Annotated in this window: 22 protein-coding genes and 1 tRNA gene; 6 read left to right on the top strand and 17 right to left on the bottom strand. The window is 64.4% G+C overall.

Going from position 1 to position 23,656, the window contains the following annotated elements; translation table 11 throughout:
- Positions 1-280 precede the first annotated feature (280 nt).
- Positions 281-1,798, top strand: coding sequence for a phospholipase D-like domain-containing protein (locus BKX93_RS17335; protein ID WP_070980717.1), 1,518 nt, complete (start codon positions 281-283; stop codon positions 1,796-1,798).
- A 483-nt stretch (positions 1,799-2,281) separates the two neighbouring features.
- Positions 2,282-4,540 (top strand): arginine/lysine/ornithine decarboxylase, encoded by a 2,259-nt coding sequence (locus BKX93_RS17325; RefSeq protein ID WP_070980716.1) that lies wholly within the window; start codon positions 2,282-2,284, stop codon positions 4,538-4,540.
- A gap of 61 nt (positions 4,541-4,601) precedes the next feature.
- Here BKX93_RS17325 and BKX93_RS17320 read toward each other — a convergent pair whose 3' ends face one another.
- Together BKX93_RS17320 and BKX93_RS17315 are read right to left on the bottom strand one after the other, a co-directional pair.
- Positions 4,602-5,525, bottom strand: a complete 924-nt coding sequence (locus BKX93_RS17320) for a GGDEF domain-containing protein (protein WP_046156678.1) — start codon at positions 5,523-5,525, stop codon at positions 4,602-4,604.
- Between the two features lie 129 nt (positions 5,526-5,654).
- Complete coding sequence (locus BKX93_RS17315) at positions 5,655-6,284, bottom strand: LysE family translocator (protein WP_070980715.1); 630 nt, start codon at positions 6,282-6,284, stop codon at positions 5,655-5,657.
- Between the two features lie 131 nt (positions 6,285-6,415).
- Here BKX93_RS17315 and BKX93_RS17310 point away from each other — a divergent pair, with 131 nt between their 5' ends.
- Positions 6,416-6,970 carry a GNAT family N-acetyltransferase gene (locus BKX93_RS17310; protein WP_070980714.1) on the top strand — a complete coding sequence of 185 codons (555 nt, stop codon included), beginning with the start codon at positions 6,416-6,418 and terminating at the stop codon, positions 6,968-6,970.
- Positions 6,971-7,086: 116 nt separating this feature from the next.
- On the top strand, positions 7,087-7,701 hold the full coding sequence (locus BKX93_RS17305) for a LysE family translocator (RefSeq protein ID WP_070980713.1): 615 nt from the start codon (positions 7,087-7,089) through the stop codon (positions 7,699-7,701).
- Between the two features lie 69 nt (positions 7,702-7,770).
- On the opposite strand, the gene BKX93_RS17300 is transcribed toward BKX93_RS17305, so the two are convergent.
- Both BKX93_RS17300 and BKX93_RS17295 read right to left on the bottom strand, forming a co-directional pair.
- Positions 7,771-8,562 (bottom strand): ferredoxin--NADP reductase, encoded by a 792-nt coding sequence (locus BKX93_RS17300; RefSeq protein WP_046156681.1) that lies wholly within the window; start codon positions 8,560-8,562, stop codon positions 7,771-7,773.
- Between the two features lie 34 nt (positions 8,563-8,596).
- Positions 8,597-8,995 carry an NUDIX domain-containing protein gene (locus BKX93_RS17295; protein WP_046156682.1) on the bottom strand — a complete coding sequence of 133 codons (399 nt, stop codon included), beginning with the start codon at positions 8,993-8,995 and terminating at the stop codon, positions 8,597-8,599.
- A gap of 64 nt (positions 8,996-9,059) precedes the next feature.
- Between BKX93_RS17295 and BKX93_RS17290 the strand changes: the two genes are divergently transcribed.
- Positions 9,060-9,995 (top strand): isoaspartyl peptidase/L-asparaginase family protein, encoded by a 936-nt coding sequence (locus tag BKX93_RS17290; protein ID WP_070980711.1) that lies wholly within the window; start codon positions 9,060-9,062, stop codon positions 9,993-9,995.
- On the opposite strand, the gene BKX93_RS17285 is transcribed toward BKX93_RS17290, so the two are convergent.
- A complete protein-coding gene (locus BKX93_RS17285; protein WP_070980709.1) occupies positions 9,992-11,047 on the bottom strand; it encodes an NAD(P)H-dependent flavin oxidoreductase in 1,056 nt (351 codons plus the stop codon). The genes BKX93_RS17290 and BKX93_RS17285 overlap by 4 nt on opposite strands.
- A 57-nt stretch (positions 11,048-11,104) precedes the next feature.
- The gene (locus BKX93_RS17280; protein ID WP_070980707.1) at positions 11,105-12,250 is read right to left on the bottom strand and encodes a trans-sulfuration enzyme family protein; all 1,146 of its coding nucleotides are present in this window, start codon (positions 12,248-12,250) and stop codon (positions 11,105-11,107) included.
- Positions 12,251-12,483: 233 nt separating this feature from the next.
- Between BKX93_RS17280 and BKX93_RS17275 the strand changes: the two genes are divergently transcribed.
- A complete protein-coding gene (locus BKX93_RS17275; RefSeq protein ID WP_070980706.1) occupies positions 12,484-14,247 on the top strand; it encodes an AMP-dependent synthetase/ligase in 1,764 nt (587 codons plus the stop codon).
- 53 nt (positions 14,248-14,300) lie between these two features.
- On the opposite strand, the gene BKX93_RS17270 is transcribed toward BKX93_RS17275, so the two are convergent.
- The 11 genes from BKX93_RS17270 to BKX93_RS17220 form a co-directional block, all read right to left on the bottom strand.
- Positions 14,301-14,963 carry an amino acid ABC transporter permease gene (locus BKX93_RS17270; RefSeq protein WP_046156687.1) on the bottom strand — a complete coding sequence of 221 codons (663 nt, stop codon included), beginning with the start codon at positions 14,961-14,963 and terminating at the stop codon, positions 14,301-14,303.
- Between the two features lie 72 nt (positions 14,964-15,035).
- Positions 15,036-15,809 (bottom strand): transporter substrate-binding domain-containing protein, encoded by a 774-nt coding sequence (locus tag BKX93_RS17265; protein WP_244887189.1) that lies wholly within the window; start codon positions 15,807-15,809, stop codon positions 15,036-15,038.
- A gap of 181 nt (positions 15,810-15,990) precedes the next feature.
- On the bottom strand, positions 15,991-17,031 hold the full coding sequence (locus tag BKX93_RS17260; RefSeq protein ID WP_070980704.1) for a Wzz/FepE/Etk N-terminal domain-containing protein: 1,041 nt from the start codon (positions 17,029-17,031) through the stop codon (positions 15,991-15,993).
- 60 nt (positions 17,032-17,091) lie between these two features.
- Positions 17,092-18,183 (bottom strand): redox-regulated ATPase YchF, encoded by a 1,092-nt coding sequence (gene ychF, locus BKX93_RS17255; RefSeq protein ID WP_046167934.1) that lies wholly within the window; start codon positions 18,181-18,183, stop codon positions 17,092-17,094.
- Between the two features lie 69 nt (positions 18,184-18,252).
- Positions 18,253-18,834: an aminoacyl-tRNA hydrolase gene (pth, locus tag BKX93_RS17250; protein WP_021478222.1), complete on the bottom strand. Its 582-nt coding sequence runs from the start codon at positions 18,832-18,834 to the stop codon at positions 18,253-18,255.
- Positions 18,835-18,926: 92 nt separating this feature from the next.
- A complete protein-coding gene (gene rplY / locus BKX93_RS17245) occupies positions 18,927-19,214 on the bottom strand; it encodes a 50S ribosomal protein L25 (protein ID WP_046156691.1) in 288 nt (95 codons plus the stop codon).
- A gap of 59 nt (positions 19,215-19,273) precedes the next feature.
- On the bottom strand, positions 19,274-20,257 hold the full coding sequence (locus BKX93_RS17240) for a ribose-phosphate pyrophosphokinase (protein ID WP_021478224.1): 984 nt from the start codon (positions 20,255-20,257) through the stop codon (positions 19,274-19,276).
- Positions 20,258-20,346: 89 nt separating this feature from the next.
- A tRNA-Gln gene (locus BKX93_RS17235) sits at positions 20,347-20,421 on the bottom strand.
- A 6-nt stretch (positions 20,422-20,427) separates the two neighbouring features.
- Positions 20,428-21,282 (bottom strand): 4-(cytidine 5'-diphospho)-2-C-methyl-D-erythritol kinase, encoded by an 855-nt coding sequence (gene ispE / locus BKX93_RS17230; RefSeq protein ID WP_046167933.1) that lies wholly within the window; start codon positions 21,280-21,282, stop codon positions 20,428-20,430.
- A gap of 56 nt (positions 21,283-21,338) precedes the next feature.
- A complete protein-coding gene (gene lolB, locus BKX93_RS17225) occupies positions 21,339-21,881 on the bottom strand; it encodes a lipoprotein insertase outer membrane protein LolB (protein WP_144408841.1) in 543 nt (180 codons plus the stop codon).
- A complete protein-coding gene (locus tag BKX93_RS17220; RefSeq protein WP_070980702.1) occupies positions 21,878-23,626 on the bottom strand; it encodes a tetratricopeptide repeat protein in 1,749 nt (582 codons plus the stop codon). Before BKX93_RS17220 ends, lolB begins: the two co-directional genes overlap by 4 nt.
- Between the last annotated feature and the right edge of the window lie 30 nt (positions 23,627-23,656).

The following is a 23,656-nucleotide window of genomic DNA, read 5'->3' as shown; positions in this document are numbered from 1 at the left end:
CTCTGCCCGTTTATACTTTGTAGTGATGCGTTCGATTCTACGGGCAAGATCGCGCCAGCCGCAAGACAGTTTGGCGCAGCGCAATAATCATTTGATTTCAATCATTTGAAGCGCAATGACTTGTTTTGATATGTAATTCCACTACTCGATTACTGCATTTTTTTTGAGTTTTTGAGACGAAAATTTTCAAAAAAACGACAATTTTTCTCATTGAAAACCAGATACAAAGTAGCCATTTCAGCAATATTTTGTATTCTGTCAGACAAAATTCAGAAAAATCATGAACCGAGAAGAGCAGTCGCAACAGACTCTGCAATTCGTCCGCCAGCTGGCGGAACAGGCGCTTTCCCGCTCCGCCGGCGCGCCGCTGGTGGGCGGCAATCAGGTGCGCCTGCTTTACGACAGCGCCGAGAACTTCCCTGCCTGGGAAAAATCCATCTCTTCCAGCCAGAATTCCGTCTTCATCGAAATGTATATTTTCGCCAATGACCAATTTGGGCTGAAAATGCGAGACATCCTTATAGAAAGGGCAAAGCAAGGCATACAAGTTTGCCTGCTCTATGATTGGCTGGGCAGCTGGCGCGCTCACTTGTCCAGCTTCTTCAAACCGCTGCTGGATGCGGGCGCCGAAGTGCGCGCCTATCATCCGCCCAGCCTGAGCGCCGGACTCGCCCTGCTGGGACGCAACCACCGCAAGATGATCATCGTCGACCGGCGAGAGCTGTTCGTCGCCGGCCTGTGCGTCAGCCAGAGCTGGCAAGGCCAGCCCGACAAGGGGCTCGCGCCGTGGCGCGACACCGGCCTGGCGCTGCGCGGCCCCTTGCTGGCGCCGGCGCTGGCCGCCTTCGCCGACAGCTGGGCCAGCTGCGGCGAGCCCTTGGACGCGCGCTGGCTGGCTCCTGCCGATACGCGGCCCTGCGGCGAGGCGGCCGCGCGGCTGATCGCCACCACGCCGTCCACCGCGCGGATGATGCGGCTGGACCTCTTGGTAGCCAGTTTCGCCCGCCGCACCTTGTGGCTGACCGACGCCTATTTCATGGCCACCAGCCTCTACCTGTCCGCGCTGAAGCAGGCGGCCCGGGACGGCGTCGACGTGCGCCTGCTGGTGCCGCGCTCCAGCGACATCCGCTGGATCGCCGCCGTGTCCCGCACCCAGTATCGCCCGCTACTGGAAGCCGGGGTGCGGGTGTTCGAATGGAACGGGCCGATGATCCACGCCAAGACGGCGGTAGCCGACGGCCGCTGGGCCCGCATCGGCTCTACCAACCTCAATCTGTCGAGCTGGCTGGTCAACCGCGAGCTGGACATCGCGCTGGAGGACGCCGGCCTGGCCGGAGAACTGGCCGACCGCTTCCTGCAGGATCTGGAGCAGTCCACCGAGATCGTGCTGCGCCAGGAACGGCGCAAACCGGTGCCGCGTCCTGTCAGCAAGCAGGAAAGGCGGATACGCGGCACGCCCAGGGAAATGGCGCTCAGCAGCGCCAGCGCCGCGGCGCGCCAGGCAATGCGCATCGGCGACGCGCTGGGCTCCGCGGTGCGCGGCAGCCGGATGGTGGAAAGCAGCGAGGCGCCGGCCTTTCTCAGCATCGGCGTCGCCCTGTGCCTGCTGGCACTGGCCATCGCCTACTTCCCCTGGCTGGCCGCCGCGCCGCTGGTCGCGCTGCTGGCCGCAGGCGGCCTGGCGGTGGTATCCAAGGCAGCCGGCCTGTATCTGGAAAAACGGAGAAAAAAACAACAGTTGCGCTTGGCGCAGCCCCCCTCCGACGACACCCGGGACCCGCCTGCCGACTGCCAATGAAAACAGCCCCTTAACCGTCCCGGAAGGGCATGTGGGCAGGGGCTCCCCCCTCCTCTTGCCCCGGGTGATTGTTCAAGGCGCGATTTTTTCACGCCATCTACCGCAACGCACAACAACATGACAGGCAAAGGGTCTACAATGCGCGCTTCTTGGGATGTTCTCCAGGCCGGCTGACGTGAAGCGACCGATGGTCGCCAGGTACGGACCGCGGCGCAAAGCGACCCTGTTTTAGATCGGCTGTTCCGCGCTCGGCGCGGCGCCCCGCCTGTTGTCCAGACACGGCGGCTCGCCCTCCCCCAGCAAGGCCCAGCCCACTATTTCGCGCCTCAAGGCCAGCCTCCAGGGCGGCGGCGAAGACCCGTTCTTCTGCCCGTGCGTACAGATCTGCGCCCCACGCGCACCTAGCGACATTGCCGCGGCAAAGTCCGGTGACGCCATCGGCTCCGTTGCAATGTCCGAGTTAACAGCAACAAGGACTCAGGTATGCGTTTTCACTTCCCCATCGTGATCATCGACGAGGATTTCCGCTCGGAAAACACCAGCGGCTCCGGCATCCGCGAACTGGCCGCCGCCATGGAGACGGAAGGCATGAGCGTGATCGGCTACACCAGCTACGGCGACCTCACCTCCTTCGCCCAGCAGCAGAGCCGCGCCGCCGGCTTCATCCTGTCGATAGACGACGAGGAATTCCAGACCGTGGACTCGGCCCAAGAGTCGCTGGGCAATCTGTACGGCTTCGTCGCCGAGATCCGCCGCCGCAATCCGGACATCCCGGTCTACCTGTACGGCGAAACCCGCACCGCGCGCCACATCCCCAACGATATCCTGCGCGAGCTGCACGGCTTCATCCACATGCACGAGGACACGCCGGAATTCGTCGCCCGCCACATCATCCGCGAGGCCAAGAGCTATCTGGACAATCTGGCGCCGCCGTTCTTCCGCGCGCTGGTGGACTACGCCTACGACGGCTCCTACTCCTGGCACTGCCCCGGCCACTCCGGCGGCGTGGCCTTCCTGAAGAGCCCGGTGGGCCAGATGTTCCACCAGTTCTTCGGCGAGAACATGCTGCGCGCCGACGTCTGCAACGCGGTGGACGAACTGGGCCAGCTGCTGGACCACACCGGCCCGGTGGCGGCGTCCGAGCGCAACGCCGCCCGCATCTTCAACGCCGACCACCTGTTCTTCGTCACCAACGGCACCTCCACGTCGAACAAGATCGTCTGGCACAGCTGCGTCGCCGCCGGCGACATCGTGCTGGTGGACCGCAACTGCCATAAGTCGAACCTGCACGCCATCATCATGACCGGCGCGATCCCGGTGTTCCTGATGCCGACGCGCAACCACTACGGCATCATCGGTCCGATCCCGAAATCCGAATTCCAGCCGGACACCATCAAGAAGAAGATCCTGGCCAATCCGTTCGCGCGCGAAATGCTGGAGCAGCACCCCAACCGCAAGCCGCGCATCCTGACGCTGACCCAGTCCACCTACGACGGCATCCTGTACAACGTCGAGGAGATCAAGGGCCTGCTGGACGGCGAGGTGGACACGCTGCACTTCGACGAAGCCTGGCTGCCGCACGCCTGCTTCCATGATTTCTACCGCGACTTCCACGCCATCGGCGAAGGCCGTCCGCGCTGCGAGGACAGCTTGGTGTTCTCCACCCAGTCCACTCACAAACTGCTGGCCGGCATCAGCCAGGCTTCGCAAATCCTGGTGCAGGACCCGCAGAACCGCCAGCTGGACACCGCCTGGTTCAACGAGGCTTACCTGATGCACACCTCGACCAGCCCGCAATACTCGATCATCGCCAGCTGCGACGTGGCCGCCGCGATGATGGAGCAGCCGGGCGGCCAGTCGCTGGTTGAAGAGTCGCTGGTGGAGGCGATGGAATTCCGCCGCGCGATGCGCAAGGTGGACGAGGAATACGGCCGCGACTGGTGGTTCAGCGTGTGGGGCCCGGACGACCTGTCCGACGACGGCATCTGCGACCAGACCGACTGGACGCTGCGCCCCGACGAGCGCTGGCACGGCTTCGCCGGCATCGAGGACGGCTTCAACATGCTGGACCCGATCAAGGCCACCGTGCTGACGCCGGGCCTGGACGTGGACGGCAGCTTCGAGGAAATGGGCATCCCGGCCGCCATCGTCACCAAGTACCTGACCGAACACGGCGTGGTGGTGGAAAAAACCGGCTTGTACAGCTTCTTCATCATGTTCACCATCGGCATCACCAAGGGCCGCTGGAACACGCTGATCTCGCTGCTGCAGCAGTTCAAGGACGATTTCGACAAGAACCAGCCGCTGTGGCGCGTGATGCCGGAATTCGTCGCCAAGTACCCGCAATACGATCGCGTCGGCCTGCAGGACCTGTGCCAGCGCATCCACGGCCTGTATACCAAGCACGACGTGGCGCGCCTGACCACCGACATCTACCTGTCCGACATGGAGCCGGCGATGCGCCCGGCCGACGCCTTCGCCAAGATGGCGCACCGCGAGATCGAGCGCGTGCCGGTGGACCAGCTGGAAGGCCGCGTCACCGCGGTGCTGCTGACGCCGTACCCGCCGGGCATCCCGCTGCTGATACCGGGCGAGCGCTTCAACAAAACCATCGTCGACTACCTGCGCTTCGCCCAAGCCTTCAACCGCGAGCTGCCGGGCTTCGAAACCGACGTCCACGGGCTGGTGGCGGTGGAGGTGCAGGACCGCAAGGTTTACTGCGTGGACTGCGTCAAGCAATAAGACAGTAGCCGGAAACAAAGAAGGCGGGAGCGATCCCGCCTTTTTTCATGCCGCTCCCAACTTAAAGCCGCACGCGCCAGGTATTGCGCCCGCCGGCCTTGGCTTGATACAAGGCTTCGTCCGCCCGGCCCAGCGGCGCCGACAGATCGTCGCCGGCGCGAAGCAGCGACATTCCGATCGAACAGGTGTAGGAGAAGGCCGGGTCATCCGCCAGCGGCCGCGACGACTGCACATCGGACAGTATGGTGCGGATCAACGCTTCCGCCTGCTCCAGGCCGCTGCCGGGCAACAGCAGCAGAAACTCCTCCCCGCCCAGCCGCCCCAGACTGTCATGGGGCTTCAGCAAGGGCTGCAACCTATGCGCGAAATCGCGCAGCACCGCGTCGCCGGCCAGATGGCCCTTCAAGTCGTTGATCAGCTTGAAATTGTCCAGATCCAGGATGGCCACCGCGGCGGCCTGGCAGGCGCCGCCATGGTATTGCTCCACCAGGCCGTCCATCTGCTGCAGAATGTGGCCGCGATTGCCGATGCCAGTCAAGGGGTCGGTCAGCGCCGCGCGCTGCGCCAGGTCGCGCGCCTGCCTGAGCTCGCGCTCGCCGACGCGCAGCTCGGTGATCTCGCTGCCGACGCACAGCATCCAGCCGCCCGTCTGCGTGGTCTCGGTCATCCAGATCCAGCGGCCGTCGGCCAGATCGGTTTCGAACGCGCGGAACGGCAGCTTGGCCCGGCGCGATTTCGCCGAGGCGAGCCAGGATTCGAAATCCCGGGTCTGGATCTGCGTGCCCTGGCGGTTTTGATAATTGCGCCGCATCAGCCGCTCCCAGCTGATGCGCTCATCCGGCGCCACCCCCAGCGCCGCGCAAAAAGCCGGGTTGGCGTAGCGCAGGCAATCGCGCTCGTCGAACAGGGAAATCAGCAGCGGACAATCCCGTTGCAGCGACATCAGGCGGGAGGCGATGTCTTCGTCTTCATCGGCAGGCTTCATACACTGGCATCCGGCGGCATCCGGGCCGATGTCCATCGGCCCGCCGCCGCCCGTTGCGGACGGCGGTCATAAGCCATGGTAGAGCAAAACCGGGGAGGGATTAAGCGCCGTCGCCCGGGCCGGCCCCGTTCACTTCTGCCCCGCTGCCAGCAAGCGCAAAGCCAGGCCGCCGAATACCGTCGCCAGCAGATATTGCGGCCAGCGTCGGCCCTTGCCGCCCGCCAACGCTCGGCCCATGCGGCCACTAGCGACGATCACCAGCGCGTTGACACCGAAGCCCACCACGTTCAGCACCGTGGCCAGCAGCATGATCTGCAGCGCCACCGGACCGGCCTGCGGCTCGACGAACTGCGGGAACAGCGCCAGCACGAACAGCGCCATCTTGGGATTGAGCAGATTGGTGGTCAGCCCCTGCAGCGCGATGCGCACCAAGGGCTTGCCGTCGGCGCCGGGCTCGGCCGCGCGCAGCACGCTCTTGCTGCGCAAGGTGGTCCAGGCCAGATACAGCAGATAGGCGGCGCCGGCGATCCGCACCGCGTCGTAGGCCACCGGCACCAGCACGAACAACTGGGCCAGTCCCAGCGCCGCCAGCAGGGCGTGGCAATAGGTGCCAAGCTGGATGCCGAACAAGGTGGCGAAGCCGGCGCGCAGGCCCTGCCCGGCGCTGCGGCTGGCGATCAGCAGCATGTCGGGGCCGGGCGTGGCGGCCAGCGCGAGACAGGCGAGGGAGAACAACAGCAGGGTGGACAGGGTGGGCATGCGCGGGGCTCCGTTACCGGTGACGAAGGCATTCATCATACCGGCATCATCCGGACGCGAACAGACTCGCGTCCAGGTTTGAAGGGCCGCGGCGTTTAGGGTATATCTATTTGTCCTGACCAGGAGAATGAATGGACTTCCCGACCCTGCATACCCCGCGGCTGGCGCTGCGCGAAATCACGCTGGACGACGCGCCGGCGCTGCTGGACATCCACGGCGACGCCGACGCGATGCGCTGGTTCGGCACCGATCCGCTCGCCACGTTGGAACAGGCCCGGCAAATGGTGGAGAAGTTCGCCGGCTGGCGAAGCCTGCCCGCGCCCGGCATCCGCTGGGGACTGGCTCCGCGCGAAGGCGGCCCCCTGATCGGCAGCATCGGCCTGTTCAAATGGAACCCGGGCTGGCGCTGCTGCACGCTGGGCTACGAACTGGCGCGCGGCCGGCAGGGACAAGGCCTGATGAGCGAGGCGCTGCGCGCCGCGCTGGCCTGGGGCTTCGAACATATGGAGCTGAACCGGATCGAGGCCCAGGTCCATCCGGACAACCAGGCTTCGCTGACGCTGCTGGAACGGCTGGACTTCAAGACGGAAGGCCGAGCCCGCCAGGCCGGCTTCTGGCTGGGACGCTACCAGGATCTGATCAATCTGTCGCTGTTGCGCGAAGAAAGCGCGCTGGCCGCGGCTTAGTGCCGCTAACAACATGCTGTTTCATGCCTGAGGCAGGGCGCGCCGACGCAGACAGTACGGCCAGTCGGCGCAACGCAGCATCAGGATTTCTATTTGCGGCACTTGGGAGAAACCCGATGCACCACTATCCATTGTTCCTGCTGATGGCCAGCCTCGCCATCCTGACGCCCGGCCCCGGCGTGCTCAACTCGCTGGGCAACGCGCTGCGTTTCGGCCTCAAGGGCAGCCTGCCCGGCATACTCGGCGTCGCCGGCGGCAGCTTCATCGTCGCCGCGCTGTCCGCCACCGGCCTGGGCTTGTTGCTGGCCACTTCCGCGCTGGCGTTCACCGCGCTGAAGTGGCTGGGCGCCGGCTACCTGTTCTACCTGGGCATCAAGTTGCTGCGCGCGCCGGCCTTCCGTTTCGACGCGCCGGAAGCCAAACGGACCGGGCCCTGGCGGCAATTCGCCGGCGGCATGCTGCTGCAGCTGAGCAACCCCAAGTCCATCTTTTTCTTCCTGGCCATCTTCCCGCAGTTCATCGCCGCTGGCAGCGCCCATTACACCAGCGACTTCCTGCTGCTGGTCAGCAGCTATAGCGCGCTGCTGGTGCTGATCCACAGCGCTTACGCCTTGCTGGCGCACTCGCTGCGGCGCTGGCTGGACAACGAGCGCGGCGGCCATCTGATCAACAAGGCCAGCGGCGCCAGCTTCCTCGTGTTCGGCAGCCTGCTTGCCGCCCCCAACCGTTAAGCATTCCGGAAAAGCGCCTGAGGCAGGGCGCGCCGACGCAGCAGGAGTTTGCTCGGCGGGGCCAAGCGCTTACCAGCCGTTTTCCAGCACGATATGGCCCGGCGCGTTCTGCCGGGTCATCCGGTAGCCCATCTTCATCAACTGGCGGTGGGTGTCTTCCACCATCTTCGGGTTGCCGCACAACATGAAACGGCTGTGCTCCGGCGACATCTCGATGCCGGCGCGCGCCGCCAGCTCGCCGCTTTCCAGCAGGGCCGGCACGCGCTGGCTCAGCATGCCGGCCGGCGCATTACGCGTGACCACCGGCAGGTACTGCAGCTTGTGGCCATGCTCATGCCACAGCGGATGGCCGCGCAGCGCGGCGATCTCGTCCTGGAACGACAACTCCGCCGCCTCGCGCACGCAATGCGCCAGCACGATGCGCTCGAAACGCTGCCACTCCCCAGGCTGCTTCAGAATGGACAGGTAGGGCGCGATGCCGGTGCCGGTGGCGATCAGCCACAAGTCCCTGCCGGCCGGCAGCCGTTCGGCCTGGAAAAAGCCCATCGCCCGCTTGTCCAGCATCACCTCGGCGCCCGGCTGCAGCCTGGCCAGCCGGGAGCTGAACAAGCCTTCCGGCATCACGATGGAATAGAACTCCAGGAACTCGTCGTACTCGGCCGAGCACATCGAATACGCGCGCCACACCTGGCCGCCGCTCTCCAGCGGCAGGCCCAGCCGGGCGAACTGGCCGGCCGCGAAGCGGAAGCCGTCCGGCCGCGTCAGCCGGAAACTGATCAGCTTGCCGGTCCAGCGCTTCATGTCGGTGATGGTTTCAACGGTGTATTTCTGTTGAATCTCGGCTTCCAGCGCGGCGTCCATCTTCACTCCAATTGTTGAGTAATTTACTCGACAATTATGCGCCCGGCCCGCCCGCCTTGCCAAGCCAGTCAGCCAGCTGTGGATGCAAGGCCTGTTCCCGCAAGGCCTGCAACGGCATAGCCAGCAGCTCCGCCACCTCCGGCCCCAGCCGCCAGGATTCGGGCAGCGGCGCGTCGTACAGCGCGCAGCGCTCGCCGTCCAGCCGCATCTCGCCCAATGGGCGCAGCGGCAAGCCGGCCACGCCCAACTCCTCCGCCAATTCGCGCGCGGCCGCCGCCAGCGGCGTTTCGTCGGCCTCAATGCCGCCCCCGGCTGCGAAGTCCAAGCAACCCGGATGGCTGTCGTCATCCCACGCGCGCCGCTGCCACCAGTAACCATCCTTGCCTATCAACAAAACCAGCGCGCTGGTCGCCACACCGTCGTCGTTGCGCATCTCTGGCGAACTCCCATCAAAAGCCTCATGCTAACAGTCCACTCGCCCCCCTGGATATCGACACATGACCATCGCCCTCGCCTTGCACGGCGGCGCCGGCACCCTGCGCCGCAGCGACATGGACGCCGAACTGGAGCGCGCCTACCGCGCCGGCCTGGAACAGGCGCTGGAGGCCGGCCACGCGGTGCTGCGCGGCGGCGGCTCGGCGCTGGACGCGGTGTGCGCGGCAGTCTGCGCGCTGGAAGACGATCCGCTGTTCAACGCCGGCCGCGGCTCGGTGTTCAATCTGGACGGCAAGCAGGAAATGGAGGCCGGCGTGATGGATGGCAGCCGCCAGGACGCCGGCAGCGTCGCCGGCCTCGCCGCTGTGCAGAACCCGGTGCTGCTGGCGCGGGCGGTGATGGAGCGCACGCCCCACGTGACGCTGGGGTATGCGGCGGCGGAAGATTTCGCCCGCCGGGAAGGATTGGAGATGCGGCCGCCGGAATACTTCCACACCGACAAACGCTGGCAGGCCCTGCTGGCGGAAAAGGAAAGGCTGGCCAACGGCGGCTCGGACGAGGACATCTCCGAGGACCGCAAGCACGGCACCGTCGGCGCGGTGGCGCTGGACGCGCAAGGCCGGCTGGCGGCGGCCACCTCCACCGGCGGGCGCACCGCCAAATGGCCGGGCCGCATCGGCGACACCCCGGTGATCGGCGCCGGCACCTGGGCCGACGCCTATTGCGCGGTGTCGGCCACCGGTCACGGCGAATACTTCGTCCGCGCCGCCGCCGGATATGAAATCTCGGCCCGGGTCCGCCATCTGGACGAAACCCTGTCCCAGGCCTGCGACGCCGTGGTCTACGGCCAGCTGCTGACCATGGGCGGCACCGGCGGCGTGGTCGCCGTCGACCGCTACGGCCGGGTGGCGCTGCCGTTCAATTGCGAGGGGATGTACCGGGCGGCGATAGACGGCGCGGGCTTGCGCACCGTCGCCATCTACCGAAGCGAAGACTAGCGGTAGGCGGCCTGCCATTCCGCCTGCAGCTGGGCGATCAGCTCGCCGGCCGGCAGTTCGCGCGCGTCGGCGACGCCTTCGCCGGCCCACAGCGACATCAGCTCGCTGCGGCCGGCCTTGGCGGCGGCCGCGCGCATCGCGCCGGTGAGCGCGTTCGTCACCGGATAGGCGGGCAACTTGTCCTGCCACTGCGCCATCTCTTCCATATAGCGGTTGTCCAGGCCGCGCGCGTAGCGGCCGGAAAACGCCCGGGTCAGCCGGGTGGATCCCGGCTTCGCCGTCGCCAGCGCCTGTTTCCACAGCGGCGAGATGCCGGACTCCGGGCATCGCAGGAAGGCGGTGCCCAGCTGGCAGGCGACGGCGCCGTGCCGCATCGCCGCCGCGATGTCGCGGCCGTGCATGATGCCGCCGGCGGCGATCACCGGCAGCGGCAGGTTCTGCGCCAACTCATAGGTCAGCGACAGCATCGGCCGCAGCGACTGCCCCTGCTCGCCGATGAAGGTACCGCGGTGGCCCCCGGCCTCCCGCCCCTGCGCGCACACCGCGTCCGCGCCCAGCGCGGCCCAGGCCAGTCCTTCGGCCAGATTGGTGGCGGTGCCGACCACCAGGATGCCGGCGTCGCCCAGCGCGCGCATCTGCTCCGCGTCGAGGATGCCGAAGGCGAAGCTGGCCACTGCTGGTTTCAGCTCCAGCACCGCTTCCAGCTGTTCGTCGAAAGGCTGGCAGAAGCTGTCCGGCGCGGCGGGCGCATCCAGGCCTAGTTCCGCGTGCCAGGGCTTGAGCAGATCCAGCGCCAGCGCCAGCTCATCCGGGTTCGGCTGCGGCCGTCCCAGGACGAACAGGTTGATCCCGAACGGCTTGTCGCTCAAGGCGCGGATCTTGCCGGCCTCCTCCCTGATCTGCGCCGGGGACAGCAGCGCGCCGGCCAGGAAACCCAGGCCCCCGGCCTCGCCCACCGCCGCCGCCAGCTGGGGCGTGGTCGCGCCGCCGGCCATCGGCGCCTGTATCACCGGTAACTTCAGTTGCAACTGCTGCCATTTCGCTGCAGACATCCGTATTCTCCTTGTTCTAGGGTCTTGCCAGCTAGCCGGGCCCCGCGCCCGGTTCGATCAATCGCGCAGCGCCTGCGCCAAATCCTCCAGGATGTCGTCCAGGTCCTCGATGCCTATCGACAGCCGCAGGCCCCCCTCCACGATGCCCAGCGCCGCCTTCTGCTCGGCCGGCATGCCGCCGTGGGACATCGTGTAGCTGTGGTTGACCAGCGACTCCACGCCGCCCAGCGACTCCGCCAGCGCGAACAGCTTCAGCTTCTGCGCGACCCGGCTGGCCGCCTCGCGGCTGTTGTCCTTCAGGCGGATGCTGATGATGCCGCCGAAACGCTTCATCTGCCGCTTCGCCAACTCATGCCCCGGATGCTCTGGCAGGCCGGGATAGAACACCTTGGCCACCGCCGGCTGCTCCAGCAGCCAGGCCGCCACCTTCTCGGCGCTGTCGCAATGGCGCTCCATCCGCAGCGCCAGCGTCTTGATGCCGCGCAGCGTCAGGAAGCAGTCCTGCGGCCCCGGCACCGCGCCGGCGGCATTCTGCAGGAAGCGGATGTCGTGGTGCAGCTTGTCGTCGCTCACCGCCACCAGGCCCAGCAACACGTCGGAGTGGCCGCCCAGGTATTTGGTGGCGGAATGCACGACGATGTCCGCGCCCAGCGCCAGCGGCCGCTGCAGATAAGGCGTGGCGAAGGTGCTGTCCACCGCCACCTTCACTCCATGGCGGCGCGCGATGGCGGACAGCTCGGCGATGTCGACCATGCCCAGCAAGGGGTTGGTCGGCGACTCCAGCCACAGCAGCCGCGTGTCCGGCGTGATCGCCATCTCCAGCCTCGCCGGATCGGAAAGGTCGACAAAACTCACCTTGATGCCGGCCGGCTCCATCACCCGGGTCAGCAGCCGGTAAGCGCCGCCATACAGGTCGGCCACCGCGATCACCTCGTCTCCGGGCTTCAGGCAGGCGCGCAGCACCGCGTCTATCGCCGCCATGCCGCTGGAGAAGGCCAGGCCGTGCTTGGCGTCCTCCAGGCTGGCCAGGCAGTCCTGCAGCGCGCTGCGGGTCGGATTGCCGGTGCGGGCGTAGGCGTAGCGCAAATCTTCGCCGACATGGTCGAAGGCGAAGGCCGAGGTCTGGTACAGCGGCGGCATCACCGAGCGATTGTGCTCGGCGTTGTCGTAGCCGACATGGATGGCACGGGTAGCGAATTTCACAAAAATCCCTCTAAATCATGAGCTTGGGCCAAATTGCCCGACAATCAAACCCTAACTCCTTGCAAATCATGCATTTGCCATGCTCATTTCATCACGATGCCAAAATTTCAGGCCAATTGCGAGCAAATATCGGCAAATTGTCCTGATTTTCGCCAAGCTAGCGCCGTTTTTTACTTTACAGCGGCGGCCAATAGGGCTATTTTGCTGCGTTTCGCATTAAAACCATCGTTTGCATGAAGCTAGAACGCGTTTTTGACATCCTGTCCCACCAACTCGCCAACCATCCCCGCCCGGACTGCCTGGCGGCGAAGTCCGGCAAGGCTTGGCGGCAACTGTCGACGGCCGAGGTCCAGGACACCGTCAACCGCGTCAGCCTGGGCCTGATGGAAATGGACATCCAGCGCGGCGACAAGGTGGCCATCGCCGCCGACAACAGCATCGAATGGGTGCTGGTCGATATCGCGCTGCAACAAATCGGCGCGGTCAGCGTGCCGCTGTACCCCACCATCACCCTTGATGATGCACGCTATATCCTGGCGCATGCCGAGGTCAAGCTGGCTTTCGCCGGCAGTGCTGCATTGCAACGAAAACTGCACGAGGCATTGGGCAGGCTGTCCTGCCCGATCTACGGCCTGGCCGACATCGACGGCGCGCCTTCCTGGCGCGAGATCGCCGAGCGCGCGCGCCTGGAGCGGATGGCCGAGCTGGACGCGCTGCGCGACGCCGCGCGCGCCGACGACGTCTACACCATCATTTACACCTCCGGCACCACCGGCCGCTCCAAAGGCGTGATGCTGAGCCACCGCAACGTGCTGAGCACCGTGGTGGCCACCGCCGCCTTCACCGGCCTGCCGCAGGGCCGCTGCCGCGCGCTGAGCTTCCTGCCGCTGTCGCACATCTTCGAGCGCGCCGGCGTGTTCTATTACCTGTACAGCGGCACCGGCATCTATTTCGCCAGCGTGGAATGCCTGTCGTCGGCGCTGGCCGACGTCAAGCCGCACACCTTCAGCGCCGTGCCGCGCGTGCTGGAGAAGGTTCACGAGAAGCTGGTGGGCAAGGCGCGCGACCTGACCGGCGCCAAGCGCCGCATCTATCAATGGGCGCTAGCCCGCGCCGAGCGCTTCGACCCCAACCGCCGCCGCTCGCCGCTGGACGCGATCCAGCACGCGCTGGCCGACAAGCTGGTGTACAGCAAATGGCGCGCGGCGATGGGCGGCGAGCTGATCTCCATCAACGTCGGCTCCGCCGCGCTGCAGCCGCGGCTGGCGCGGATGTTCTGGGCCGCCGGCATCGCCGTGGCCGAGGGCTACGGCATGACCGAGAGCTCGCCGGTGATCTCCGCCAATCCGTTCACCGCCCGCGGCGTGCGCATCGGCAGCGTCGGCCTGCCCTTGCCCGGCGTCGAAGTGCGCTTGGCCGACGACGGCGAGATCCTGGTGCGCGGCGACAACGTGATGTCCGGCTACTACAAGGAGCCGGAACAGACCTCGGACGCGCTGCGCGACGGCTGGCTGCACACCGGCGATATCGGCGTGCTGGAGAACGGCTACCTGCGCATCACCGACCGCAAGAAGGAAATGTTCAAGACCAGCAACGGCAAGTACATCGCGCCGCAGGCGCTGGAGAACAAGCTGAAGGAATCGGCCTTCATCGACCAGATCATGGTGGTGGGCGACGGCCAGAAGTACGCGGCCGCGCTGATCGTGCCGCTGTTCGAGAAGCTGAAGGAATGGTGCGCCGAGCACGGCATCTCCTACACCACCGACTGCGAGATGAGCCGCCATCCCAAGGTAGTGGAGCTGATCGACCGCGAGGTCAAACGCTTCAACCGCTACTTCGGCAGTTGGGAGCACATCAAGAAGTTCTCGCTGCTGGACAAGCCGTGGTGCGTGGACGCCGGCGAGCTGGCGCCGACCTTGAAGCTGCGCCGCAAGGTGATCACCGAGCGCTGCCGCATATTGATAGACGGCATGTACGGCATGCCGGAGCCTGCGTAAACGAAAAGCCCCGCGATGCGGGGCTTTTTCATATGGCGGAAACCAACAACGGCTCAGCGCTGATGCGCCAGATTGAGCCGGTTCTCCACATGGCGCTGCAAGCGCTCGAACAGCGCGCTCAGCGCCCAATAGATGGCGGCAGCGGCCAGATACAGCGGCAGCGGCTGGAAGGTCTGGGCGATCACTTCTTTCGTCGCCAGCATCAGCTCGGTGACGGTGATCACCGATACCAACGAAGTGTCCTTGATCAGCGAGATCAGACTGTTGGACAAGCTGGGCACCGACAAGCGCAGCGCCTGCGGCGCGATGATGTGTCGCATCGTCTGCCACCAGGTGAAACCCAGCGAGAAAGCCGCGTCCCACTGCCCCTTGGCCACGCCGGCAATGCCGCCGCGCAAACTCTCCGACAGATAGGCCGCCACATTCAACGTCAGGGCCAGCACGCCGGCAGGCACCGGATCCAGCTCCAGGCCCACGCCCGGCAAACCGTAGTAGATGACGAAAATCTGCACCAGGAGCGGCGTGCCGCGCATCGCGCTGACATAGAACGCCGCCAGCTGCGACAAGACCGGCAGCTTCGCCACCCGCACCATCGCCACCGCGAAACCGAGCGCCAGGCCCAGCACCATCGCCACCAGCGCGAACAGCAGCGTATGCGCCGCGCCCTGCAGCAGCACGGGCAGCGCCGCCTCGAACAGAGCCATCCAATCGCCCATCTCTTCCCTTCCCTGAAAAGCCGACGCCCCCGCTAAAGCAGGGGCGTGCGGCTCATGCTATCACAAACCGGCTTATTTCTTCGCCGCCGCGGGCGCCTTGGACACGTCGATGCCGAACCACTTCACGGAAATCTTCCGGAAGGTGCCATCGGTCTTCATGCCGCTCAAGGCCTTGTCGATCTCGGACTTGAATTGCGGATTGCCCTTGGCGAACGGGATCGCCATCGTCGCCACGTCGCCCACCGGCGCGCCGGCCTTCAGCGGCAGCTTGGCCTGCTTGATCGCGAACGGGATCAGCAAGCTGTCGTTCAGCGCCGCGTCCAGGCGGCCGGTGGCCAGATCCTGCAGGTATTCCGGCGCGCCGGGATAGGTCTTCACCTGCACCCCGGCCGCGGCCTTGGCCATGTCGGCGTAGTTGCTGCCCTGGCCGACGCCGAGCTTCTTGCCGTTCAGGTCGGCCAAGTTCTTGAAGACGCGGCTTTCGTTCTTGCGCACGATCAGCTGGGCGCTGGAGTAAGTGTAAGGCTGGCTGAAATCGAACACCGCCTGGCGCTGCGCGGTCACGCCCACCTGGTTGACGACGATGTCGAACTTGCCGCTTTGCAAGCCGGCCAGCAGGCCGCTCCACTCGGCGGTGGCGAATTCCGGCTTCACCTTCATCCGGCGCGCGATCTCGGTGGCGATCTCAACGTCGAAACCGGTCAGCTGCTGCTTGGCGTCTTTGAAGTTGAACGGCGGGTAAGTGCCTTCCAGCGCGATCTTCAGTGTGCCCCGCTGCTTGACCGCATCCAGCAGGTCCGCCGCGAAGGCATGACTGCCCAGAGTCGCCAGCAACAAAGCCGTCATCCATTTCTTCATATCAATATAACCTTTAGAAATATAAATCAAAAACAAAGTTAGCATGAAGAATATCAGTAAATGTTGATGCGTACCAGACCGATTGCGCGCTGCGCATCTCCCATAAAGCGCAAAGCCCTGTCGGAATACACCGACAGAGCTTTGCGCCATTTCAACATCAACGATGCCGTCACGCCGACTTGCCAGCCAACCGCCCCTGCAAGCCTTTCCAGTACTTCCTGCATACAATGATGAGAATCGACAGCATCAAACCAACTGCGCCTGCCAACGCAACAAACAAGCTGCGCTTGGGCGCCGACTTCTCCAATGGCGCGCTGGCTTTCAAAACAACCTGGATATCCTGTTCCGCCAAAGACTTCGCCAGGAACACCTGCCGTTGAAGCTCGGCCGCCAATGCCCGATGAAAATACAAGTTCCTCAAGGCCACCAACTGCTCGTTGGACATTTGACGCGCCTTGGGATCCGTCGATTCAAGGCTGGCGCGCAGCTGCATGATCGCGGACTGCAAATTGGAAACCACAGTCGAGCCGCCTGCAGACTGCACGCTTTGCAGCGACATCTGCAACGCAAGTTGCGCTTCCAGCGTTGCAAAACCGTTTATGACCTGAATCCCAGCGCCGCCCAGCAAGACTTCCTGATCCGGCACCAGCTGCGCGACCTTTCTCGAAAACCGGTCCGCCTGCTCGAGCTCATCATTCAACTTTTTCTGCAAAACGACGTAGCGTTTGCTTTGTTCGGTTAAATTGGAATCCAGAATATATTTCCTGGTCATTTCCGCCAAAGCATTGCCCAAAACTGCCGCTCGCTCGGGATCACGGTCGGTCACCGAGATCTCGAGCAAGCCATCTTTTCCGACAACCGTTTTCAGCGAGCTGGAAAAAGCCAGCAGGGCGCCTCGCTTATCCTCCACGCCATAATACTGCTGCAGCTTGTACTTCTCGACCACCGGCTCCAACAAACTGGGACTCTGCACGATGCTCATGCCTCCCACCGCGCCAACCGGGGCGGGGATATTCAGCATCGTCTTGGCCGTATACTGATTCGGCAGCGACAAGCTTGCCGCTGCCGCCAGAACGACAAACAACGTCGGCACCATCAGCAACAAGCGCCACTGCTCTTTAACCACCAAAACGATGTCAAATAAACTCAGTTCATCGGATTCAGACTGCCGTTCCAAAATACATTCCCCTATCCAGACGGAGAATGGCATGCGCCATCCTCCGGCCGCATTCCTTCATACGAAGATGAGTCGTTCGATTGAGCGCGCTGATCAGACGTTGAACAGGAAGTTCATCACGTCGCCGTCCTGCACCACGTATTCCTTGCCTTCGGCTCGCATCTTGCCGGCTTCCTTGGCCTTGGCCTCGCCGCCGTAGCCAATGAAATCAGTGTAGGAGATGGTTTGGGCGCGAATGAAGCCGCGCTCGAAATCGGTATGGATCACGCCGGCAGCCTGCGGCGCGGTGTCGCCGATATGGATGGTCCACGCGCGCACTTCCTTGACGCCCGCGGTGAAGTAGGTTTGCAAGCCCAAAAGCTTGTAGCCGGCGCGGATCAGGCGATCCAGGCCAGGCTCTTCCAGGCCTAGCGTTTCCAGGAACTCGGCCTTGTCGGCGTCATCCAGCTCGGCGATTTCGGATTCGATGGCCGCGCACAGCGCCACCACCGGCGCGCCTTCGCTGTCGGCCAGCGCCTGCACCCGCTCCAGCAGCGGATTGCCGCTGAAGCCGTCTTCGGCCACGTTGGCGACATACATCGCCGGCTTGATGGTCAGCAGGCACAGCGGCTTGATCAGCGCCTTTTCCTCGTCGGACAGGCCCAGCGAACGCGCCGGCTTGCCCTGGTCCAGGTGCGGCACCAGCTTTTCCAGCACCGCGATCAGCGCGCGCGCGTCCTTGTCGCCGGACTTGGCTTTTTTGCCTTCGCGCTGCATCGCTTTTTCCACCGCGGACAAGTCGGCCAGCGCCAGCTCCGTCAGGATGGTTTCGATGTCGGCGATCGGGTCCACCTTGCCTGCAACGTGAACGATATTGTCATCCTCGAAGCAGCGCACCACGTTGACGATGGCGTCGGTCTCGCGGATGTTGGCCAGGAACTGGTTGCCCAGGCCTTCGCCCTTGGAGGCGCCCGCCACCAGGCCGGCGATGTCGACGAACTCGACGATGGCCGGCTGGATTTTCTGCGGATTGATGATCTTGGCCAGTTCGGCCAGGCGCGCATCCGGCACTTCGACGATGCCGACATTGGGCTCGATGGTGCAGAACGGGTAGTTGGCGGCTTCGATGCCGGCCTTGGTCAACGCATTGAACAGGGTGGACTTGCCGACGTTGGGCAAGCCGACGATACCGCATTTCAGACTCATTGCTGTCTTCCTAAAGAAATTCTATTTCAATCCATTATGGCGACGGACCGTCGGACCGCCAGCCAGCAATCATTTGGCTTCGGTGTGCAGCGCCTTCATCGCCTCGGCCATCTTGCCGGCGATCGCGCGCGGCAGCTCGCGCAAGGATGCCAGAATGGCCTCGTCCAGCGCCTGCTGCTCCTCGGCGCGCGGCTTTTTCAGCACGAAGTTGGCCACTTCCTTCTTGTCCCCCGGATGGCCGATGCCAAGCCGTAGACGCCAGAAGGCCGGCGAGCCCAGCCGCGCCGCGATGTCCTTCAGACCATTGTGGCCGCCATGGCCGCCGCCCTGCTTGAAGCGGGCCACGCCGGGCGCGAGATCCAGTTCGTCATGCACGACCAGGATCTCGTCCGGCAATATCTTGTAGAAATGCGCCAGCGCCAGCACGGCCTGGCCGGACAGGTTCATATAGGTCATCGGCTTCAACAGCCAGACGTCCTGTCCTTCGATCTGGATCCTGGCGACGTCGCCGTGGAACTTGCCTTCCGTGCGCCAGTTGCCCTTGAACTGCCAGCACAACTCGTCCACCAGCCAGAAACCGGCGTTATGGCGCGTCTTTTCGTATTCGGGGCCCGGGTTGCCCAGGCCGACAATCAGGCGGGTGCCAGACATATCGCTCATTCCAATGAAAAAAGCCCGCTGCCCGCCACCTGGGCGCACAACGGGCTTTTCACCGTCACCGCGAACGGCGACGGCAGCAGAAATCACACACGAGCGAAGTCGATGTGCATCACTTGCTGTTTGTACGGGTGCATCTGGAATGCAGCCACTTTCACTTGCTCTTTCTGGCCGTCGATGACCAGATCCAGCACGGAAGCGTGGAAGCCTTCGTTCTTCAGCGCGTAGTACATGGTGTTGTGATCCAGCACCAGGGAAACGGCTTCCTTGCCGGCGCCGTAAACCACGGCCGGCACTTGGCCAGCGTGACGCAGGCGGCGGCTCGCACCCGTACCCAGATCAACACGCTTGCTAGCAATCAGTTCAAAAGACATTGTAAAGCTCCAGTTTCAGTTAAAAGCACCCGGCCCGCCGCGACCAGCAGGCCAGATGTTTACGGCAGGCAAGCGCCCGTCGCAACCAGTTCCTCATTGAAGAGGTAGGACACCGATTCTTCGTTGTTGATCCTGCGCAGCGTTTCTGCCAGCAGGCCGGCGATCGAAGCCACCCGGATGTTCGGGCAGGCCTTGGCCGCGGCGGTCAACGGGATGGTGTCGGTCACCACCACCATATCGATGTCGGAATTCTTGATGCGGTCCACCGCCTGACCGGAGAAGATCGGGTGGGTCGCATAGGCCAGCACGCGTTCGGCGCCGCGCTCCTTCAGAGCGCTGGCCGCCTTGCACAGCGTGTTGGCGGTGTCGATCATGTCGTCGACGATCAGGCAGGTGCGGCCCGACACATCGCCGATGATGTTCATCACTTCGGCCACATTGGCCTTCGGGCGGCGCTTGTCGATGATCGCCAGATCCGTGTTCAGCGCCTTGGCCACCGCGCGGGCGCGTACCACGCCGCCCACGTCCGGGCTGACCACGATCAGGTCGTCGAAGCGCTGGGCGCGGATGTCCTTCAACAACACCGGGGTCGCATAAACGTTGTCCACCGGGATGTCGAAGAAGCCTTGGATCTGGTCGGCATGCAAATCGACGGTCAGCACGCGGTCGATGCCGGCGCTGGTCAGCATATTGGCCACCAGCTTGGCAGAAATCGGCACGCGGGCGGAGCGCGGACGGCGATCCTGCCGGGCGTAGCCGAAATAGGGAATCGCCGCGGTGATCCGGCCGGCGGACGCGCGTTTCAGCGCATCGGCCATGGTCAGGATTTCCATCAGGTTGTCGTTGGTCGGCGCACAGGTGGATTGCAGAATGAAAACGTCGCGGCCGCGAACATTTTCCAGCAGCTCCACTGCCACTTCGCCATCGCTGAACTTGCCGACATCGGCGCGCCCCAACGAAATATCCAAATGTTTGACTACGTTCTGAGCAAGTTCCGGATTAGCCGTACCGGTAAATACCATCAAACTGTCGTATGCCGCCATGATTCGCTTTGCCTTAGCTGGATAAAGAAAAAGCGTGTAAGGCTCTCTTACACGCTTTTTTCATGCTCTCTCTTATTCGGAGAAAGTCCTGGCTGGGGAGGTAGGGATCGAACCTACGAATGCCGGAATCAAAATCCGGTGCCTTACCACTTGGCGACTCCCCAGTAACCTTATTCAGCGCTGTCGAACAGAGGGTGGACATTCAGTCCTTCCGCTACAAATCCCTGATATTTTTTCGACAACACTCGGTAAACTTTATCGGCTTCGTCTTTCGACTCGAATTCCATAAACACGCAAGCGCCGGAACCGGTCATCAGCGGCGAACCATATTTTCTTAACTCGCTCAGTACTTCATTCACCGCTGGAAATCTTTTCTCTACAACGTTTTGCAGGTCGTTTCTGCGCTGCTGCGTTGTTTCGAGGATTCGCATTATGCCGAGGCGACCTACCTCTGTCAACATGCTTTGCGAAAAATTGCGGAATATCTCGGCAGTCGGCACATGAACCTGTGGGTGAATTACCAAATACCAGGCAGGCTTCAAGGAAAGGGGCTCCAGCACCTCTCCGACTCCGGTGGCCAACGCATTGCGGCCGAAGATGAAAACCGGCACGTCGGCGCCCAACCTCAAGCCCAGCGCCTGCAGCCTCTCTCGCGGCCAATCCAGCCCCCACAAGCGATTCAACGCGATCAGCACGGTGGCGGCATCGGAACTGCCGCCGCCCAGGCCACCGCCCATCGGGGTGCGTTTTTCCAGCTCGATGCTCGCTCCAAGCCGGCAGCCGCTTTCCTCCTGCAGCAGCCGGGCCGCGCGCACGGTCAGATCCTGCTCCGGCGGCACGCCGTCGGTCGGCGTCAAGAGCTCGATCGCGCCGTCGTCGCGGACTGCCAGGCGCAACGTGTCGCCAAAATCGATGAAACGGAACACCGTCTCCAGCAAGTGGTAGCCGTCGGGCCGTTTGCCGACCACGTGCAGCAACAAGTTGAGCTTGGCCGGAGCCGGATAGGTGTGAAACGGATGCCGCATGTCTATCTTGTTCTGTATCTGAATGGTGGGTATTCGGAGCGCGCGGGGAAGCCGGCTCACTGCCAGCTCTGCACCACGACCTTGACGGTCAGGCCTTCGCGCTGCATTTCCACCCGTTTGGGATGGTCGGCCTCGACGTCGGCGTCGCGGACGAAGCGGATATGCCAGCCCTGCTGCTCCAGATTGCCGTCGGCGTCGACGCGGCTTTCCAGGCCGGGCGCCGGCAGGCCGCGTATCCACCACACCAGATTGGACAGCGGCAGCGGCCACCCCATCACCTGCCGGGTCAGGCTTTCCACATCGTCGGCCTGCCAGCTTTTGCCGTCGGCCAGCAGCGTCACGCCGCCGGGATCGCGCAGCACCTTGGCCACAGTGTTGCCCAGCGGAGAGTTGATCGCCACTTCGTCGCGCGGCGGCTGGTGCCGCCAGTCGAAATTGGCGACATGGCCCTTGCCGTCCAGATTGGCCGACAGGCGGCCGCTGACGCTGAACGGCGCGTCGGCCGCCGCTTCCAGCGACGGCTTGGGGCGGAACAGCGCTTCGTTGGCGCAGCCGGCCAGCAGCAGCGCCAACGACAGCAGCAGCGCGCGCCGGATCACGGCTTGGCCCCCAGGCGGCGCATCGCCTCGGTGATCACCTCGTGGCCGGGATGCTGCGCCAGCTCCTTGCTCCACACAGCCATGGCCTCGTCGCGGCGGCCCTGCTTCCACAGCACTTCGCCCAGATGCGCCGCCACTTCCGGATCCGGCATCGCGGCGTAGGCCTTTTCCAGATTGCGCCGCGCGGCCTCCAGCCGGCCCAGCTTGTACTGCACCCAGCCCAGGCTGTCCTGGATCACCGGATTGCCCGGCTCCGCCTTCAGCGCCTTTTCGATGTAGCCATAGGCTTCCTGGTAGCGCGTGGTCCGGTTGGCCAGCGTGTAGCCGAGCGCGTTCAAGGCCTGGGCGTCGCCGGGCTTGTCCTTCAAGATCTGTTTCAGGTCGCGCTCGGAATTGCCGGTGTTGCCCAGCATGTCGGACACCAGCGAGCGCTCGTACAGCAGTTCGGTCGAACGCGGCTGCCGCTGCAGCGCCTGGGTCAACACTTCGTAAGCGCGGCGCGGCTGCTTGGCCTCTCGCGCCAGCTGCGATTGCAGCAAGGCCACCGAAACTTTCTCCTGGTCGTTGCCGCCCAAACCGTTCAGACGAGCCAGCGCCTCTTCCAGATGATCGTTTCCGGCCTCGAGTATCGCCAGCCGGGATTGCGCGGGCAGATATTGCTGGCCGGGGCCGACCTGGCGGTACCAGTTTTCGGCGCGCTCGACATCGCGGCTGTCTTCCGCGATCTGTCCCAGCGTGTAGCGGACGAAGTCCTGTTCCTGATACTGGCTGGCCAGCGCGTGCTGCAGCCGGTCGTCGGCGGTTTTCAGATCGCGCATCTGGTAAGCCAGCAGGCCGGTCGCGTACAACAGGTCGGCATTGTCCGGATGCGTCTTCAGCAAGGCTTCGAAAGCGGCGCGCGCTTCGGGGAAACGCTTGGCGCCGACCAGCAGGCGCGGGTAGGCGGTCTGCAGCTCCAGCCCAGCGTCGGGACGGCGCGCCAGCTCGCGCTGCAGGAATTCCGCCGCCGCGTTGATGTCCTTGCGGCGCAGCCTGTCCACCTGCCAGGCCACCGGCAGGTCCCATTTCGGCGCGATGCGCGCCAGGCGGTCGAACTCGCGGTCCACCGCGGCCTGGTCATTGTTGTCGGCGGCGGCGGCGAGCACCGCGAAACGGGCCTCCGGCAGATCGGGATAGCGATCGGCAAGTTCCTCCACCAGGCGGTAAGACGGAGCCGAGCCGCCGTCCTGCCTGGCGCTCAGCCGCGCCAGCTGGACGAAAATCGCCGGGGCGCGCTGCGGTTCCAGCCGCAGCAGCTCTTCGATCAAGGGTTTGCTTTCGGCCAGCTTGCCGCCGCGCATCAACGTGATGAACAGCTGCTCGCGCGCCGGCAGGGAGTTGGGATCCAGCTCTATCCACAGTTGCAGCGCCTCGGTCGCCGGCTTCAACTGGCCGGACAACAGGCAGAATTCAGCGGCGCGCTGGGCCATCCGCGGATCGCGGGTCTCGCGCGCCAGATCGAGATAGGTAAGCCCGGCGGAACCGGCCGCGCCGCGGCGGGCGGCGATCTCGCCAGCCAGCACGCCGTAGAGGATTTCGGGCGACAGTTCGACCTTGGGCAGCACGGCCTCGTCCGGCTCGGCCGCGGCGGCCGGTTTCGATTCGGGCTGAGCGGGCGCCGACGCCGGTGGCTTGACGCCGGCGCAGGCCGACAGCAGCAGCGCCAGCAGCAACGGGAGGGATCGTTTCAGCGGTTTCATTCGCATGGATTAAGTTGCCTGCTCAAAGCCTGTTGA

The sequence above is a fragment of the Chromobacterium vaccinii genome (assembly GCF_001855275.1).
Classification (GTDB): domain Bacteria; phylum Pseudomonadota; class Gammaproteobacteria; order Burkholderiales; family Chromobacteriaceae; genus Chromobacterium; species Chromobacterium vaccinii.
This window is presented reverse-complemented; position numbering and strand designations above follow the sequence as displayed.